The sequence below is a fragment of the Maribacter hydrothermalis genome (assembly GCF_001913155.1).
Lineage (GTDB): Bacteria > Bacteroidota > Bacteroidia > Flavobacteriales > Flavobacteriaceae > Maribacter > Maribacter hydrothermalis.
On sequence record NZ_CP018760.1, the window covers coordinates 1,319,893 to 1,338,592 of the forward strand.

Sequence of the window (18,700 nt, forward strand, 5' to 3'; positions counted from 1 at the left end):
TAAGTTAAATTACTTTGTAAACCACTTACGAACAGTTTCCTCGGCCAATTTGTTATTGGGCGTAAAAGCATTGTTTTGCTCACCGCGGTACTCAAGGAAACTAGGAAATTTCCACCATAAAATTCCTTTACACCAAGGCTCGTTCTCAATTCCCTTAAAGATAATTTCATAACAGCGCGCCTGCATTTCTTCATTTATACTTTCATCGGCCTCTGCATGCGGATTTTTCCATGGTTCGTTTATACTACGAAAACCAACTTCAGTAAACACAATAGGTTTTTCAAAACGCTCATATACTTTTTTAATTTTTTCTTTAACTTTAGAAAAGCTTTCGCTCATTTCTGCATCAGTTGGGTTGTCCGCCTTACTTAATGGATAGTAACTATTTAGTCCTATATAATCCAATTCATTCCAAAATTCAATATTCTCAAATTCTTCGCCCCAATTGGCCGCATAGGTTATATGCCCGTTAAACAATCCTCTAGTTTTCTTAATCATATTTCGCCAAGCATTTGGTTGTAACAAAGTAGCCTTGGTAAATTCTACACCTATACAAAGGGCATCCATACCATGTATTTCAGCCAAAAATGCGTAATGGCGTATCCATCGATAGTAATGGTCATGAAACATATTCCATTCTTCCTCAGTAGGCATTTCAATTCCCCCTGGCCAACTACCACCTACATAAATTTGAGGTTTAAGCATTGTATACATGCCAATATCGTGCGCTGTTGATACTGCATGTACAACTGCCTCATCATTTTCACTGCCTGCACTATTACTAAAATGCAAGGGTGTAGGTGTATTTATATCATTTATGCCTGTATAGGGCACAATAGCCATGGCATTGCTGCCCATAGCTTTTTGCTTTAATAAAGACTCTGTTGCCTTTTTAGATCCGTAACCATTATAAATACTATACCCTTCATGGGCAAAATTGAATCCTTTTAAATAAGGCAACTCTTTCTTTACTATTTTTTCCTTAGGGTAAATTTTTGATAAGTTTTCTAAATATAATTTCCATTGCCTTTCTAACTTTTGCATTTGTTTGTTGGTAAGCTCCCCATCTTTATAATGATACAGAAAAATTTCTTTTCCCCAAGTTTGCATTAAAAAATCTACAAAGGCACCAGCCAGGCAATCCCGAATTAAAGAAGATTCCATTTCTAAGAATGAATTATCCAATAATTCTGCTACAGACAAGATATTATCTGATTCTGCCAACCTAGCAGACCAATACTTATACCCTTTCATTTGCCATGTATCGGTAAAATAAATAGGAAGACCGTTGGTAAGAATATCCTTTTTTGAGATGCCCAACATATTACGAAGCAGCAACTCATTATCCTTACCAATATTATTATTCTTATAAATTTTATTGGCAATAATATGAACTGAATTATTTATAGTATCGTAATGTGCCTGCGCTGTATTACCAGTCATTAAACCCTTTTCTTCTGTATTACTATAAAAATTATATGTGATTTTTGGAAAATCATCATTCCCCAAGAAGGCGAATACTTTAGAGGTATTTCTTTTTATTTGTGCTTCAATACTTTTTACTTCTGATGGTTGTAATGCATTTTTATGATTTACAAACTGATACTTTTCTGCATTTAATACTACTTGATTTCCATTGGAGAAATCGAAAAAAGTACTGTTATCTATATTCCATTGTTCATTAAAATCGCCCATGACCACACGAATATTGTCATTATAAAGCTCATAATTAAGGTTCTGCCAATAAAAAGACCTTCCATTTTCCTCAACCAAATTATTAAAAAAATTGAACACTTGCTGAGCATCTGTACCTGTCAAAAAACTAAAAGGAATTTTAGGTGCTAACGGATTTGGATAAAAACTCATTGACAAAACAGCCATCTTATTCCCTATTTTATTAGCCCCAATTATAATTTGTTTGTCAGTAACTTTAAATGGAGTATTATCTATAAATCTGCCAATAATTTCATTATCCTGAATGGCCCCTAACAAAAAAACTACATGGCTACTTAAATCTTCTTCTGTAACATCAGTAACATGCCTATAATGAATTTTAGCACTACGCCAAGATTTGGTAGGTTCTAATGATGAAAGTCCTTCAAGAATTTGCTGATACTTTGTATTTAATGTACTATCCTCAGCAGCATAAACTACTAGGATCTCTTTTTTTTCAAAAAAACTTCCACGTAGTTCTCGTCTAGTTGGTATAGAATCTAAATTCTCAAAAACAACTTTATTCTCTGTCACTGGAAAATACTCAACGCCCGCATAACCAACGATACCTAAAACAATAATAAGGACTATTATTAGATAATTTTTTTTCATGTATTAGAATAAAACCTATTTCCTGATTAAGATAATAAAACTGAAAAACCTAAGCGATAACCTTACCACTTTTAACTTTTAAAGATTTCTTTTCAATACATAAAGCTCTTGACAGCTCTTAAGCGATCAAAAAAGTTGAATTATGAAATAACCCAATTTGTAACGTAACTTTGTTTTACCAATAACCCAATATTAGATGAAACCTCTATTAACTATTACATTTTTTATTTGTGCAGTACTGGTATGTTTTGCTCAAAACACCACAACTATTTCGTTGCAAGATTTTACAGAGCTAAAAGTATACGACCGAATTACTGTAACGCTTATTAAGGCAGATGAGAACAAGTTAGAAATAAGCACTGCGAATAAAGATGATATGAGCATTACAGAAAATAAGGGTGTTTTAAAGATAAAAATGGTAACGAAAAATTTTTTGGGTGGCAATACTTTTAAAGCCAAATTGCATTATACGGAGTCTTTAAAAATTATAGACGCCAATGAAAATGCAAGAATTGTCTCTAGTGGGATAATTAAAGGTTCTACTTTGGACATAAATTCTCAAGAAGCGGGTGTCATAACTTTAAATATTGATGCAGATACGGTAAATACTAAAAGTACCAGTGGTAGCGAAATAAAACTATCTGGCGTAGCCGTACAGCAAGTTGCTCATGTAAACACTGGAGGAAAACTCTATAACAAAAATTTAAAATCCAAAAACACTTCTGTAATTGTATTAGGAGGTGGTATTGCCGAAGTTTATTCCAGTGAAAAGGTTGTTGCCAAAGTAAAGGCTGGTGGTACTATTGAAATTTATGGCAATCCAAAAAGTATTGATAAAGATAAAACCTTTGGAGGTAAAATAGAGTTTATAAACTAATTACTGCTCTATACTTTGCGCATTAAAAGACACAAGCTCACTTTCTTCAAAATGAGGAGTTAACTCTATAGGATTACAACATACTTCGCAGTCTTCTACATATGTTTGACGAGAAATTGATGGATCTAGAAGCATTGAAACTTCTTCCCAACAGTACGGACATTGAAAAAAATGTTCAAACATTTATTTTATACAGTTTTCAATTTCTTAGCCAATTCTTTAATTGTTAGTGTCTGCACTAAATTATCGGCATTTGATGTGAAAATAATTTGATCGCCAAGTCTTAAAAAAAGAACATCATCATGGGAGTCAATAAAAACATCAGATGCTTTGGCCACAGTTTCTTCCAAGTTTACATCGAATCGTTTCTTTAAAGTAATTACCCCCTGTTTACTAGAAAGCTCAAAACCTGTATAATCGAACAATCGTTTTAATCCACTAAAAAACCCTATTCCAACGAATACCATACCCGCTATTGCAAATTTATAAGCTAAGGTAAAAACATCTAATTCTTCGCCGTTTATAAAAGTCATAACTAAGTTTACACAACCGTAAACCCCAATTAAAAACACGATTACCCCTAATACCATTGCTATTACATCGGTAAACTTGGCTTTATTAGTTCTAGTAACTACAATACCGTCTTGAGTATCCTCCGCCTGAAAACCGAAATCCTTTAAGTATTCTAAATTTTTAATCTGAGACAGTTTATTTGAAATCGATGTTTCTAATGGGGCAAGGTCTACAGAAATATCACGTTTTTGAATCTCTTCTTTTAATTTTAATTGAGATTCAAAAGTTAGAAGAGATTCCTGATTTAAAATCTCTATTAGCTCCGTATTTGTTCTATTAATATACATGGTTGTACGTAATTTATTATCGATTACAGTTCAATATTTAATAATTGCCCTGTAAGCTGTAGCAATTGAAGCTCGGCCAATTTGGCATCGTACTTGGCTAAATTCTTATTTGTCTGGGCGTTCAATAAATTTATTTGTGCCTGTCTAAATTCTATAGAAGTAATGCTTCCTAATTGAAACTGCTCTTTGGAACGTTCAAAATTATTCTGGTTGGTTATCACGTTTTGTTCTTGAATTCTATAAATTTTTAAACGGTTTTCATAAATAGCCATAGCATTTTGCATATCCCGATTTACTTCTAACTCTACTTGCTTTCGCAGCAACGCTTGATTAGCGTAGGTTATTTTAGCATTCTTTACACGAACCGTTGTACCACCACCATCAAATAAATTCCAAGATAGACTAGCCCCTAAAGACATACTACCTACATTAGAGTTGGTACCTGGAAAAACAGCTCCGGTTAAAAATGCTGATGGCGCATTTTGGTTTCTATTCCAACCATAAGATCCATTTAAACCAATTATTGGCAAATAACCAGACTTGCTTACTTTAATATCATACGCGTTAATGTTTAAGTTCGACTCCGTTTGGAGAATAGCTACGTTATTAGAAATCGTATTTTCCATGTATTCAACAATTTGAAGTTTAGGTATAAAAACAATCGTCGTATCTACTTCGTAAGTTTCATTTAAATTTTGATTTAAAACTACATTTAAATCTCTTCTGGCATTTGCTAACTGCTGTTCCGTATTCAACAAACTAATACTATCATTGGTAACGTCTACCTGGGCATTTAATATATCTAACTTGGTACTCTGTCCATATTCAAAAGAATATTCTGCCCTTTTAATTCTATCAGTAGATATTTCTAATGCTTGCTTTTGAACATTCTTATTTTCAGTTAAACGTGCAATCTCAAAATAAACACTAAACATTTGAAGCATTGTATTTTCTATAGTTTCCCTTGCTTGAAGTGTGCTTAAATTATATTGCTCTTTTAACCTTTTAAAAGTATAGAACCTACCCATGCCATCAAAAAGGGTATAATTTAGATTTAATGCCGCATTGTACCGTTGACTCTCCGCATCATTTACTTCAATATCTGCCCTAGGCTTGTTATTTTCATCTACCTGCCCAGGAAATTCTGTCGTAGTATTGTTTGCATTATACGTAGCCCCGGCCGTACCCGTCAGTGTCGGCAAATACCCCGAATTTAGCATGCTAGCATTATTCTCAGCGATATCAACTTGGTTTTTAGCTATCTCTATACCATAATTGTTTTCTAAAACTTTTATTACAGCAACTTCTTTAGAGAGCATAGCCTCTTGTGCCAATAGGCCGTAAACAGGAAATAACAACAATAAATGGATGAATCGTAATCTAATCATTATTCTATACCTTCAAATTTCTAATGCGTGTTTGTACCTACTACTGTATGATCATCATGGACCCCATTCTCATTAGAATGTGCCAATTGACCTTCTAAGTGAGCAGATTCTTTTCTTTCAACAATAGCCCTTTCAACCTCTTCTTTGGTTATCTTATGCCCCGAAGCCAACATTCTACTCTTGGATTTTAGATTATTGCTAAAAGACAAAAACAATGGCAACATTATTAAAGTAAGTACCGTAGCTATTCCAATACCATAAGCAATAGAAATAGCCATAGGTATTAAAAACTGTGCTTGTCTGCTGGTTTCTAGCATAAGTGGCGCTAAACCTGCAATAGTCGTTATTGAGGTAAGGAAGATTGCTCTAAACCTTGACCTACCCGCTTCAAAAATAGCGTTATCGAATGTCATACCCTCTCGTAGGTTAGAATTAAACTTGCCAATAAGTACCAAACCGTCGTTTACCATAATACCAATTAAAGCAATGATTCCTAAAATTGATAATACGTTAATTGGAAAATCATGGATCCAATGTCCCCATGCTACTGCTATAAAACTAAATGGCACTAATAGTAACAGCATTAAAGGCTGACTAAAGCTTCTAAATGTAAATGCTATGGTGATATAGATTAAAAGCAAGACCGTAAATCCAACTAATTTTAACGACCCTGTCAATTTACCTAATTCCCTATTCTGTCCTTCATAAGAAGCACTAACTGTTGGGTATTTAGAATGTATTTCTGGCATAATGACATTTTCTATTTCAGTCATTATTTCCGTTGGACTATCTTTTACATCTTTCATGTCTGCAGACACTTGAATTTCTCGCCTACCTTCTAGTCTATTAATAGCCACATCACCACGCTCAATGGTGTAATCTGCAATTTCACTTAGTGGAACTCTTTCCCCTGTAGACGTAACAATGCGCATATCGTCTAAATTATTTATAGAAGAACGCTCATCTCTTTCATAGCGTACCCAAACTCTAATTTCATCTTGCGAACGCTGAAAACGCTGTGCCTGTACTCCAAAAAATCCTGAACGTACTTGCGCCATTACCGCACGTAGGTCTAACCCTAACAAATACGCATTTTCTTTTAATGTTAATCGGATTTCTTTAATACCGGCCGGGTCATTATCGGAAATATCCTTTAACCTAGAGTTATTCAATAGAACATTCTTCAGTTCCGCCTTGGCCGCTTTAAGTTCATCGATATTATTGCCCAATAGAGATACCGAAACTGGCGAACCACCAAAGTTGCCGCCTGAACCATAAATAAGGCTTTCCACTCCAATAACCGGACCTACAAGTTCTTCGAGCCTGCTCGTTACCATATCGGCAGATATTTCATCTGGTCTTTCTTCACCTGGCAACAAGTTAATATTTAATTCAGCTGATGAAGACCCAGGCCCTAGACGTCTTATGACATTTTCAAAAAGCACCTTATCCGTACCTTTTAAATATTTTTCTGTTAATTCTTGGTTTACGATTTCTGCTTTTTCTTCTATCAAAGAAATTATAGAATCCGTAATTTTTTCGTTTGTTCCATTAGGCATTTCTAATTCTATACCTACCCTATCACTAGCTACTCTAGGAAAAAATGCTGTTCTAATAACACCCCCGCCTACAGACCCCAAGGTTAAAATAAAAGCACCAGCAAAAAGACTGAATGTAAATACCTTATACTTCATAGAAAAACGTAATACAGGTGTATAAAGTCGATCACGCATCCACGTCATCATTTTGTCTCCTGCTTCATTTACAATCCTAAGCTTCGCAAATGCTTTTGCAAACCCGGTTTTAGGTTTTTTATCTATTGGCTGCAATGCTTTGGAGTGCGCTAAGTGAGCAGGAAGTATAATTAAAGCCTCTACTAACGAAACAACCAACGTTAAGATTACAATAACAGATACTTCACCAAAAAATTCACCTATTCTACTATCTAAAAATAAGAATATAGAAAATGCCAAAATGGTTGTTATAATTGCCGAAATAATTGGAGGCAAAACTTCCATTGTACCATCTACAGCAGCTTGTACAGGAGATTTTCCTTTCTCATAATGTTGATAAATATTCTCGGCAATAACAATACCGTCATCTACTAATATTCCGATAACGATAATCATCCCAAAAAGAGACAATACATTAATAGTAACATCAAAGAAACCTGCAAATACGAACATTCCTAAAAATGCTACGGGCAATCCAAAGGCTACCCAAAAAGCCAATCTTGTATTTAGAAATAAGGAAAGGAAGATCAACACCAATAACATACCCATTATGGCATTTTCAGTTAATAATGCTGTTCGTTGTACTAGTGTCGTAGACTGATCAGAAACAATATCTAACTTAACGTTGTTATATTTTTGATTGAATTCTTCGATATACTCCTTTACCTGATCGGCAGCGGATATTAAATCTTCATTATTGGTACTTGTTATGGTTGTACTTACCGATAAATTACCATCAAAATAAGTAGCGTTTGGAGATTCGGCAAAACGATCGCTTACTATAGCTACATCTTTTAAACGAATTACAGTACCTGATGCATCTGCCCGTACTACTAAATTGTTTAATTCATCGCCATAATAGGAACGGTTATTGGCACGTATTAAATACTCTTCGGCATCGGTCTTAATATTTCCACCTGTAACCAATATATTGGCATTACTTACCGAGTTTGCAACTTCAGTAAATGAAATTCCATAAGCTAAAAGATTATTTTCGTTAACGGCTATTTCAATTTCTTCTGCCGGAAATCCTGATATTTCTATTTGGGAAATACCCTCCATAGCTCTTAAATCATTCTCAATTTGCCGTCCTACACTTTTTAATGTAGCTAAGGGAATATGGTCTCCGCTTATTGCAAATGAAATCGTTTGCCTAACAGCCTCTAATTTAGCTACAATTAAAGGCTCCATTCCTGTTGGGAAAGTTGGCACTCTATCTACCGCATTTTTGACATCTAAAAGCATGAAATCGATATTTTCACCCTTTTCTATTTCAACATTAATAGTACCACTATTTTCTCTGGAGGTAGAAGTAACCCTGTCAACACCTTCTAAACCCTTTAGGTTATCTTCAATTTTAAGCACAATACCCTCTTCTACTTCTTGTGGTGAAGCACCGGGATAAGTTATGGTGATTAAAATGTTCTTAGAATCCGTCAAAGGAAAAAAAGAGGACTTTAATGATTTTGCCCCTACAACACCAAAAAGAGCAAATGAAATTACTACCACGTTAACTGCAACATGATACCGAATAAAGTATTCTATCAGTTTACGCATTATCCTTTTGTTTTTTCTGTTTGTTCAGAATATATTTTCACTGCCATACCGGTGTAGGCACCACTAAGTGGCTTAGACATAATAGTTACACCATTTGGCACGTTTTTTAACACTACGCGCTTATCAGAAAAATAAACTGGTTCTACTTCTATAATATCTAAAATAGAATCTCGAACTACGAATATTCTATCACCTTCCAAAAGCAAACTTCTATCAACCTCTATAGCATTCTCTTCTTTTTTAGCATCTAAATTAGCTTCAAGGTACATGCCCTCCCGTAAATTTTTGTTATCTACTTCTATGTATGCCTTGACAGTTTGCGAAGCCTGGTCTATACTACCGTTAATACGTGTTACTTTTCCTTTATACTTGCTGTTATCATCTATATTCGTTAGCTCCACCGATTCCCCTACTTTTAATAAATCAGTATAACGTTTACTAATTGAAACTTCTAGCTCGTAAACTTCTGGATTAATAAATTCGCCTAATTTTTGTCCCGCTCTTACTAAAGTACCTTCTGTAACCAGGGCTTCCGTAAGTACACCAGAAAAAGGAGCTGAAATACGATACTTAGAAAGTCGTTGTTCTAAATTTTTTACATTATAATAACTAGTTAAAATACCTCGGCCAGAAATAAAGAATTTTTCTTTTTCCGTATTAAGCTCAGGAAGTGGCGGAGTACTCTTAGACATATCAAAATTGGTAAGATATGCTTGCCATTTAGCATAGATATCTGGATAGTCCAATCTTAAATCTGGCATTACTGCCGTTAATTGATTGAATAAATTACTTTTTGCAGATTGAACACTTGCTGCGTATTCATTTGCATCTATATTAATTATAGTTTCACCTTGTTTAAAGGCTTGACCTTCTTTAAATAATTTACTACCTTTTTTAAAAACACCTTGAACTTCCGCATAAAGCTCGACTCGTTGTTTTGCTGTTAAATTACCGTTTGCAGTTACAACAATTGGCACTGTACTATTTTCAACTACTTGGGTAAAGACTGTTTTAACCACCTTCTCTGCTTTAGGTTTAAAGGTTTTTTTACTATCTACTATAACTTTAGATAAGAAAATAGATACCACAACAAGTAATATACCTAGTACCGTAAAAATAATTTTTCGCATTTTATTATAATTTATAAACGTATTTAAAAACACTTGGTCAAATATACTCCTAAAGGCTTTTAAGTAAATGAAGTGACCAAATTTAAATATGAAATGACTACACTACTCTTTTAAGTAATTATACTCACCATAACATATGAGCTACATCCTATCTATATATTGCAATTTTAATAGCATTACCTTTTCACTGTTCTTATTTAAAGTACTTGACATTAGATCGAATATTTTAAAAAACCTTTAAACAGTATATAGATTTCAATATTGCCGAAATATGAAAACTTTTGGTTTTCAATTATTCAACGGCGAAACTACAAAAAAACAGATATGGCTTTTTAAACCCTAAAGGTTAAAGTATTCATAAAATATGCTATCATTTCTACTTAATACGCATAAAAAAAGGGATGCTTTTACATCCCTTACTATTAATACTAACCTATTTTAATTCTGTTTCACATCTTCAAATTTGGTGTCTACCAAACGAGCTTTGTTTATTTCATTAGTACTGAATTTCATGTTTAAGAATTCATCATCACTATCGAAAACAGCCAACTTGGTACTTTCCAATCTTAATAAAGAATTTAATGATCTAAATCCATTTCCTTGTAGTTGAACAAATTCTAGATTACTTAACGAGGCTACACTGCTAGGTAAATCTCCTTCGAATTGATTGTAGGATAGAATCAATTCTTTTAAATTAACTAGCTTACCCAACTCTACATCAATAGATCCCGCCAGTTTATTTCCAAACAGCTCCAATCTTTCTAATTTATTAAGATTTTCTAACGATTTTGGTAATCTCCCATCAAAGTAATTACTTGATAAATTTAAGATTTTCAAATTTTCAAGAGAACCAATTCCGCTAGGTATTGACCCTTGTAATAAATTATTAAACATCGTTAATTCTTCCAGTTTTTTCATTTTAGAATAATCTTGCGGCAATACACCACTCAATTTATTCATTTCCAGTTTAATTGATTTTAATTCTTGTAATTCAAATAAACCCTGTGGTAGCTCACCTTCTAATAAATTAAAAGAAAGATTTATCGTTTCTAATTTTTTTAAAACAGAAATTCCTTCGGGTATTTTTCCTTCCAGATTATTTCTATATAATTTTAAAGAAACTACATGCCCATCTTTTACCTCCACTCCATGCCATGTTGCAGGGTCGGCATTTAAATTCCATTCATTTTTCCATTTAAACCCTTGAGTACTTTTATTTAATTTAATTAAATACTCTTTCTCATTTTCTTGGATTTGTGCATTTGCTTTATAGCTGTATATCATTAACAGAATAATACCGCTACATTTTAGAATTTTTTTCATTTCAAAAAATTAATAGTTTGGGGAACTTTATGTTACGATTAAATGATCGCTAACACTTTTAAAAAGCAGTCGTGCGAAAATTTAGGCTTAAACTATAACGTTCAAAAAATACATTTATGATAACTTATTGGTAATAAAAAAATGAAATACAAGAAAGAGATATGAAATACACATCTCTTTCTTTTACCAAACTAACTAAAAGTGTAAACAACTCTTACTCTTCAATATCTTCGAACTTAGTATCTGCCATTCTGGTTTTACTAAAGTTTATATCTTTAAATTCAAGTTTACGGTCTTCTTTATCATAATCAAAAACCAAATATTCTTTTGTTTCTAAAAACTCTAAAGCTTTGAATGAAGAGAAATTATTATTCTGAATTTGAAACACCTCTAAGCTAGCAAGCTGCGCAAACTCATTTGGTATATCACCATCTAAAAAATTATTAGCTAGTACCAATTCTTTTAATTTACTTAAACGACCCATATCTTTGGGTATAGCTCCTTCTAATTTATTTTCGAACAATCCTAAAGATTCTAGTTGGGATAACTGCCCAATAGAACTAGGTATGTCCCCATAAAAATCGTTACTTGAAAGGTTTAATACCTTTAACCCTTTTATATCGCCTACAGTTGCAGGAATCTTGCCGGTTAAAAAGTTATTAAATGCCGAAAGTTCCTCTAATTGGTGCAGATTACCAATTTCCTGAGGTATTTCCCCATTTAGCCTATTCATTTCAAGCTTTAAAACTTTTAAATTTGAAAGATTCACTATTTCTTCAGGAAGGACTCCTGTTAAAGAGTTGAATGCTAAATTCAATACTTTTAAATGTTCCAATTTTCCAATTTCGGGAGAAATTGACCCCATAAGGTTATTATGAAATAAATTCACTTCAACTACTTTATCGTCGACTATAGTAACTCCATACCATTGAGAAACTGGAGATTTTAAATCCCACTTCTTCACCCAATGCTTACCATTTGCAGCAGTATATAAATCTATTAACGCTTTTTTCTCAGTCTTAGAAACTTCAGCAATACATATTGTAGTAAGAAAAAATAAACTGAAACTTAAAAAGTATAGTTTTTTCATATATTGGTGGTTTAAAAAATTCTTTAATTAGGAATTCTCTTACAAATTTCAACTAATAACGTTAAAAACTAAAATTTTATCGTTCACCAACCTCCAAATGTTGTGAAAGTGCTATTTTAAGTGGTGAAAGTCCCAAAAATGGATGTAAGCAAAAGCTGTTTTAGTCTAAAGCTTCTATATCTAAAGTAAGAACTTCCCAATCTCCCATTAGTTTTTCTAGCTTTTTCTTCTTAGCCTGATAGCCATCAAAAAAGTTTGCCTTTGCTATGGTCTTATCATAATCAACCAACAAATTATGATCTATTTCTTTTATTTCTTTTTCAAGACTACCAATTTTACTTTCAATGGAACTTAATTGGTTTTTTAGTCCTTTCAATTTTTTTTGGTCTTGAAATGAGTTTGCTTCTTTTGGCTTTACATTATCAACGACTACCGCTTGTTTTTTTTCGACTTCTCTAAAGTTCTCTACTTTACGTTTTTCTAGGTAATATTCTACATCGCCTAAGTATTCTTTAATTCGTTGATCCTTAAATTCGTAAACTTTATTCGTTAAACCTTGCAAGAAATCTCTATCATGAGACACCAAAATTAAAGTTCCCTCAAAATTTAAACAGGCTTGTTTAAGTACATTCTTAGATTTTATATCTAAGTGATTTGTAGGCTCATCCATTACCAAAACATTAAATGGCTGTAACAACATTTTTGCCAATGCAAGTCTGTTGCGTTCACCACCAGATAAAACTTTAACATATTTCTCAACCTCATCTCCTCTAAAAAGAAAAGAACCTAAAATATCTCTTACCTTACTTCTATTCTTTTCATTGGCGGCATCAATCATCGTATCTAATATGGTTTTGTCACCATCCAAATACTCCGCTTGGTTCTGAGCAAAATATCCTATTTGAACATTATGCCCTAATTTTAAATGACCTTCATGCTTTAATTCGCCCACAATAATTTTAGCCAACGTAGATTTACCTTGACCATTTTGACCTACAAATGCTGTTTTACTATCACGCTCTATTAGTAAATTAATATCATTAAGCACTTGATTACTACCATATGCTTTTGAAAGCCCTTCAATTTCTACTACTACCCTACCTGGGGTTACAGAAATGGGAAAACGTAAACTCATAACGCTATTATCATCTTCATCTACTTCTATACGTTCAATTTTATCCAGTTTTTTAATTAGGGACTGCGCCATAGATGCTTTGGTAGATTTAGCCCTAAACTTTTCAATTAGTCGTTCTGCCTGCTGAATCTCCTTTTCCTGATTTTTTTGAGCATTTACTTGCTGCTGCTTTATTTCGTTACGTAAAACTAAGTATTGTGTATATGGCTTGTTATAATCATAGATACGGCCCAGCGAAATTTCAATAGTTCTATTGGTTACATTATCTAAAAACATTTTATCGTGAGATACAATTACGACGGCTCCTGAATAATTGTTCAAAAATTGCTCAAACCAAATTATAGACTCTATATCCAGATGGTTTGTAGGCTCATCTAATAGCAGTACATCATTACTTTGCAATAGTAGTTTGGCTAGCTCAATACGCATACGCCAACCTCCTGAGAATGTTTCTGTCTTTTTTTCAAAGTCTTCTCTTCTAAAACCTAAACCTTGAAGAATTTTTTCTGTTTCTCCTTGATAATTATACCCACCTAATATTTCATAATGATGAGAAACATCATTTAAATCTATTATAAGTTGACTGTAAGAATCGGTTTCATAATCCGTTCTTTCAGCTAATTGACGATTAATCTCATCTAGCTTAAGCTCTAGGGTTTTTATCTCCTCAAAAGCCTGGTAGGCCTCTTCTAACACCGTTCTACCTTGCACAAAATCTATGTCTTGTCTAAGAAAACCAATTTTAATGTCTTTTTCTATGGCAATTACACCTGTATCCAAAGCCATATCCTTATTAAGCATTTTTAATAAAGTTGACTTACCTGCACCATTTTTACCTACTAGACCTACTCTATTGCCCCCATTTAATCGAAACGATATTTCTTCAAATAAATATTCTCCTCCAAAAGAGACAGATAGGTTGTGAACGTTTAACATAAATTTTAATTCTTCTAGTTTTTCTTAATAACCATCAATTTAAATCTTGATAACTATCAAGCTAAATTATCTTTAAAACCATAGATACATGCTATAGAAAATATCATAAAATTGTACCTTAGTGTAAAGTTTTGCAAATGTTAAAAAAAGGAAACAAACTCTACAGCATTTTAACAGGAAGTTGTCCAAGATGTCACCAAGAAAGCATGTATTTGGACAAAAATCCCTATCATATGGGCAAAATCTTTAAAATGCATGAAAGGTGTAGCCATTGCGACCTTAAGTACAAAATAGAACCTTCGTTCTTTTATGGGGCAATGTATGTAAGTTATGGCGTGGGAATTGCGTTTGCGGTAGCTGCTTTTGTAATCGCAAGATTATTCATTGGTTCAACTCTTTTTCAATCTTTTATAGCGATTGTTTGCACCATGATAGGATTTATGCCCATAATAATGCGATTATCTAGAAATATCTGGATTAATTTTTTTGTAAAATATGATTCTAAAGCCGTTTTGAAAAAATCCTAGTTTTTAGAAAAACGAATAATATCCATTTCTACCAATAACGGTCGTTGATGTTCAATTTGCTCATATAGTGCTTTTGATGCCCATGGAGCTATTAGTATACCATGAGACCCGAAACCATTTAATATCCAAATGTTTTTATGTTTAGGATGTTTACCAACCAATGGTCTTCTATCTTTAACAGTAGGTCTTACCCCTGCTTCTTGACCCATTACTTTGTATTCACAATTTAATAAGGATTTTAATTTCTTTAAAAGCTCTTCTTTTGAATCTTCCGTGGTTTCATTGTCTATTAAACCCCTATTATAAGTTGCTCCAACTTTATACAAGTCATTTCCTAAAGGAATTAAAAATACCGATGATTTTATAATATTGGTCTCCTTTAAATCTTTAGCCTCAATGGTTATATACTCCCCTTTAGAACCTTGCATGGGCAAATAATTAAAAAATGGATTCTTCATTAATCCAAAACCGTCGGCAAATACTATATTTTTAGCCTTTAACCCTTTATACTCCACATATTCTGGTTGTATTACTAAAGAATTATAATCAAAAGTATCTTGACATAGTATGTTTTCTTGCTTCAACCATTTTACATACGCATTAAATAATATTTTAGTATTTAGTTTTCCTGTTCCTAATACTTTTCCAAAGCCAAATGGCACATTAAGTGCCTTATTATAAGATTTTACCAAATTGGTATCTAAATAGGGTTTTAGTTTTTCTTTATCTGCGGCTTCAAACCATAAATTCTGTTCTTCAATGGAAGCAAATTTCCTTAGCACCACTTGATTTTCATAAAATTGAACGTTTAAAAATTGTTCTAGGTTTTTATAAAAATCACTGGCAATCTTTACTTGCTCATCCGCTCTCCAAGAAAGTGTAAACCTTTTTAATATAACCGGGTTATATAGCCCACCAGCAACTCTAGAAGATGTTTGAGATTGGTCATTAAACACTATAAATGTTTTGTTATTTCTACGTAACGTTTCGCAAAATGCCGTACCTGCTAAACCAAGACCTACTACCAAATAATCTACCATACCACAAATGTAATGAGTATTGAATTAATGAACTTATCCTGACTTTTTGTTTGGAGCCGAGAATTATACATTTTGTGCCGTAATGAAGTTATTTTTTATTTACATAGCCATAGCTACGGAACTCAAAGATGACAAAATTTAGGATGCAAAATGTATAATTCGTAGGTAAAAGAAAAAGTAAAGATCAGTTCAATTTATAAAAGCAAAAAACCCAATCTTTCGATTGGGTTTTAATTATATGAATTGGATTTTTATGTTGACTTAATAAGCCCACATGTCTTGTTCTTTATCTCTAATTGTTTCTTTAATACGTTTTGCCTCTAACAATTGAAACAACGCATTATCTGAAATGTAATTATCAATAGTTCTATCTCCTTGTACGTTATCTTCTTTGTAGATTACGGCATCAAACCTACGTGCATTTAACAACATGTCAAAAGATATTGGTTGTGCTGAATTTTGCTGATTAAAGACTTTCGCCTCATGCAATATTTCTCTTGCATCTGGATACCATACCCAGAACAGTTCAACCATATCAGGATTTTCATCATCCATAAAGTTAACATCTGGAGCAACAGGTGCAATACCTAAAAGACGGTACTTTAACTCACCTTGCCTTTTATCGAAATACCAGATACCTTTTATATGATATTCTTCAATATCTGCAGCCGATATGTTTCTTCTGGTTATGTACTCTTCTGAAACAGTTTCACCTGCATTCATTTGCTCATACCCATAATCTAACGTATCAACCATTTGTAAGGCATCTTTTAAATCGGCAAATGACCTTTTTTTAGTGAAATAAGAATCTGTATACGTTTCTAAATTTCCACTTTTTAAATTTTTAATTAGAACGTGGTATAAAGACCTTCTATCTGGTCCAATATCCATAGTATCTGTTGGATAATATAACGGGAAATTCACTCGTTCATCTAAATCTACAGTTTCCCATAGTGTTTTAGACCATAGTATGTCCCTATCATCTACATAACCGTATTCTAATGGAGCATCATTATCTACAGCTTTTTGAGCTTCTGTACGAACACCAACCTCATCGGGTTTTTTAGCATTCAACACATTTGCTTGGGCCATCATCGACAAAGGTAACATCGTTACCACTCCCATTACTAAAACATTTTTCCAATTCATGTTTGTTTCACTTTAAAATTAACCGGGCAAGACTATTTTCTTACCCGGTAGAATTCTATTTATTTTAGTTTGTAATCTCCACTACTACAGGAGAAACTTTCTTCAACTTGTAACTCTTATTATTTGTGATATAAGCTTCGATATCAAATATTTGAACAACATCTCCTCTTCTAGCACGTTCCAAAGCAGATTTTGCTTTTGCATCCATCTTATTACCTCTTACGGTAACAGTTGGTTGTCCTGGAACTTTAAATTTAAATCCGCTTACAGCAAGATCCAAATCAAAATCGAAATCTTCTAAACCAGCACCTATAGTAGCAATTTCAACATTTCTTTTAGGAAGTTTAAGACTACCTGTTTGCTTACTTACGCTACCTTCTGGTCTTGGAATATCTTTAATTCTAAACTCTAATGATGATCCTACTGGCTCACCATCTGGCAAAGTACCAGAGGCCTTAATTGTTACTGTTCTACCAGTACCCGGGTTCATAATATAATTACTACCGCCAACTGATTTTAAACCTGGTGCAGAAGCATTTACTTTATTGTTAGCTATACCTGGTATAGAAATAGACATTGGATTTGCTACCCCACGATAAACAACATTCATCTTATCAGCTGCTATTAATGCACCACCTGGTTTAGATATTGTTGCGAAAGAATTATTAACCTCTACAGGAATTTCTTCGCCATCTTGCTTAAAGTAAATAGTTCCTTTTAATACGTGATCACCAGCAGAACCAGAACCAACTAACATTTTAACACCACCAGCTTCTAATTTGTAATCTGCACCTTCAGAAAGTTTTCTGCCATCTAAAGTTAATTCAGCTTTTACTGGAGTAGAAGAGTTATCTGTTTTACTTATGATAATTTTACCATCGTATTTCTCACCTGTATAATATGCAGATTTAGAACCTTGCAATGACGTAGCGAAGTTTGCCAAAGATACTTGACTTGTCAACTCACCTTCTAACATAGATTTCAAAGCTGCTTCTTCAGTAACTTTTACATCTGCTTGTAGTGCAGTTAACTTTGCCAATGAAGCAACTAGAGGATATCCTTCATAATGATAGTTGATCCAATCTTGCATACCATCTTTAGCTTGTACTTTACCTTCCTCATTTCCTGTTTCAAAACGATCTATAACTGATGCTTTCAAAGAAGCCGGTACAACAGCTGCTACATTATCCCTATAATCGGTTATTCTTTTCATGAATTCCTTTCCGCCTTCAGAAAGGTTATCGCCTTGAAAGAACTTTTGATCTAAATAATCTGACATATCCATTCTTGCATAATCCTTAGGATTTTCAAGACCTTCTGTCATTCCAGTTTTAAGCGACTCTAGATAATCATAATATTCTTGAGACATTGCTTTAATCTGTTGAGCATTCTTGTACAGCTTGTCATATTTAGCTGCATCTTCAGATGCTTTAGTTTCCAGACTACCTAAGAACGCTTCGTTACTTGCGGTCGTCATTGCGTTTGAAGTTTCTAACTTTTCATTCATTATACCGAATGCAGCTAATACTTCTTTACTCATGTTTAATGCCAGCATTGCGATGAAGATCAAATACATTAAGTTGACCATCTTCTGACGTGGTGAATTTTTTCCTCCTGCCATGGATTTGTT

At 33.3% G+C, this 18,700-nt stretch carries 14 protein-coding genes; 2 read left to right on the forward strand and 12 right to left on the reverse strand.

Going from position 1 to position 18,700, the window contains the following annotated elements:
• Nucleotides 1-9 precede the first annotated feature (9 nt).
• Nucleotides 10-2,325 (reverse strand): glycoside hydrolase family 113, encoded by a 2,316-nt coding sequence (locus tag BTR34_RS05655; protein ID WP_068487294.1) that lies wholly within the window; start codon nucleotides 2,323-2,325, stop codon nucleotides 10-12.
• Between the two features lie 196 nt (nucleotides 2,326-2,521).
• Between BTR34_RS05655 and BTR34_RS05660 the strand changes: the two genes are divergently transcribed.
• Complete coding sequence (locus BTR34_RS05660) at nucleotides 2,522-3,202, forward strand: head GIN domain-containing protein (RefSeq protein ID WP_068487296.1); 681 nt, start codon at nucleotides 2,522-2,524, stop codon at nucleotides 3,200-3,202.
• Here BTR34_RS05660 and BTR34_RS05665 read toward each other — a convergent pair whose 3' ends face one another.
• The 8 genes from BTR34_RS05665 to BTR34_RS05700 all read right to left on the reverse strand — a co-directional run bounded on the left by BTR34_RS05665 (nucleotide 3,203) and on the right by BTR34_RS05700 (nucleotide 14,354).
• Nucleotides 3,203-3,385 (reverse strand): CPXCG motif-containing cysteine-rich protein, encoded by a 183-nt coding sequence (locus BTR34_RS05665; RefSeq protein ID WP_068487298.1) that lies wholly within the window; start codon nucleotides 3,383-3,385, stop codon nucleotides 3,203-3,205. It abuts the gene before it with no gap.
• Between the two features lie 5 nt (nucleotides 3,386-3,390).
• The gene (locus tag BTR34_RS05670) at nucleotides 3,391-4,062 is read right to left on the reverse strand and encodes a hypothetical protein (protein WP_068487300.1); all 672 of its coding nucleotides are present in this window, start codon (nucleotides 4,060-4,062) and stop codon (nucleotides 3,391-3,393) included.
• A 23-nt stretch (nucleotides 4,063-4,085) separates the two neighbouring features.
• Nucleotides 4,086-5,450, reverse strand: coding sequence for a TolC family protein (locus BTR34_RS05675; protein ID WP_068487302.1), 1,365 nt, complete (start codon nucleotides 5,448-5,450; stop codon nucleotides 4,086-4,088).
• 20 nt (nucleotides 5,451-5,470) lie between these two features.
• On the reverse strand, nucleotides 5,471-8,740 hold the full coding sequence (locus BTR34_RS05680; RefSeq protein WP_068487305.1) for an efflux RND transporter permease subunit: 3,270 nt from the start codon (nucleotides 8,738-8,740) through the stop codon (nucleotides 5,471-5,473).
• Nucleotides 8,740-9,870, reverse strand: a complete 1,131-nt coding sequence (locus BTR34_RS05685; RefSeq protein ID WP_068487307.1) for an efflux RND transporter periplasmic adaptor subunit — start codon at nucleotides 9,868-9,870, stop codon at nucleotides 8,740-8,742. The genes BTR34_RS05680 and BTR34_RS05685 overlap by 1 nt, the downstream gene beginning before the upstream one ends.
• A 438-nt stretch (nucleotides 9,871-10,308) precedes the next feature.
• Complete coding sequence (locus tag BTR34_RS05690; protein WP_068487309.1) at nucleotides 10,309-11,193, reverse strand: leucine-rich repeat domain-containing protein; 885 nt, start codon at nucleotides 11,191-11,193, stop codon at nucleotides 10,309-10,311.
• 214 nt (nucleotides 11,194-11,407) lie between these two features.
• On the reverse strand, nucleotides 11,408-12,283 hold the full coding sequence (locus BTR34_RS05695) for a hypothetical protein (protein WP_068487312.1): 876 nt from the start codon (nucleotides 12,281-12,283) through the stop codon (nucleotides 11,408-11,410).
• Between the two features lie 160 nt (nucleotides 12,284-12,443).
• Nucleotides 12,444-14,354, reverse strand: coding sequence for an ABC-F family ATP-binding cassette domain-containing protein (locus tag BTR34_RS05700; protein ID WP_068487314.1), 1,911 nt, complete (start codon nucleotides 14,352-14,354; stop codon nucleotides 12,444-12,446).
• A gap of 137 nt (nucleotides 14,355-14,491) precedes the next feature.
• Between BTR34_RS05700 and BTR34_RS05705 the strand changes: the two genes are divergently transcribed.
• Nucleotides 14,492-14,881 carry a DUF983 domain-containing protein gene (locus BTR34_RS05705; RefSeq protein ID WP_068487316.1) on the forward strand — a complete coding sequence of 130 codons (390 nt, stop codon included), beginning with the start codon at nucleotides 14,492-14,494 and terminating at the stop codon, nucleotides 14,879-14,881.
• Here the strand turns inward: BTR34_RS05705 and BTR34_RS05710 are convergent.
• The 3 genes from BTR34_RS05710 to porM form a co-directional block, all read right to left on the reverse strand.
• Nucleotides 14,878-15,921 (reverse strand): NAD(P)/FAD-dependent oxidoreductase, encoded by a 1,044-nt coding sequence (locus BTR34_RS05710; protein WP_068487318.1) that lies wholly within the window; start codon nucleotides 15,919-15,921, stop codon nucleotides 14,878-14,880. The two genes, BTR34_RS05705 and BTR34_RS05710, sit on opposite strands and share 4 nt — an antisense overlap.
• Nucleotides 15,922-16,182: 261 nt before the next feature.
• Complete coding sequence (gene porN, locus BTR34_RS05715) at nucleotides 16,183-17,070, reverse strand: type IX secretion system ring subunit PorN/GldN (RefSeq protein WP_068487320.1); 888 nt, start codon at nucleotides 17,068-17,070, stop codon at nucleotides 16,183-16,185.
• Nucleotides 17,071-17,134: 64 nt separating this feature from the next.
• The gene (gene porM, locus BTR34_RS05720; RefSeq protein ID WP_068487322.1) at nucleotides 17,135-18,691 is read right to left on the reverse strand and encodes a type IX secretion system motor protein PorM/GldM; all 1,557 of its coding nucleotides are present in this window, start codon (nucleotides 18,689-18,691) and stop codon (nucleotides 17,135-17,137) included.
• Between the last annotated feature and the right edge of the window lie 9 nt (nucleotides 18,692-18,700).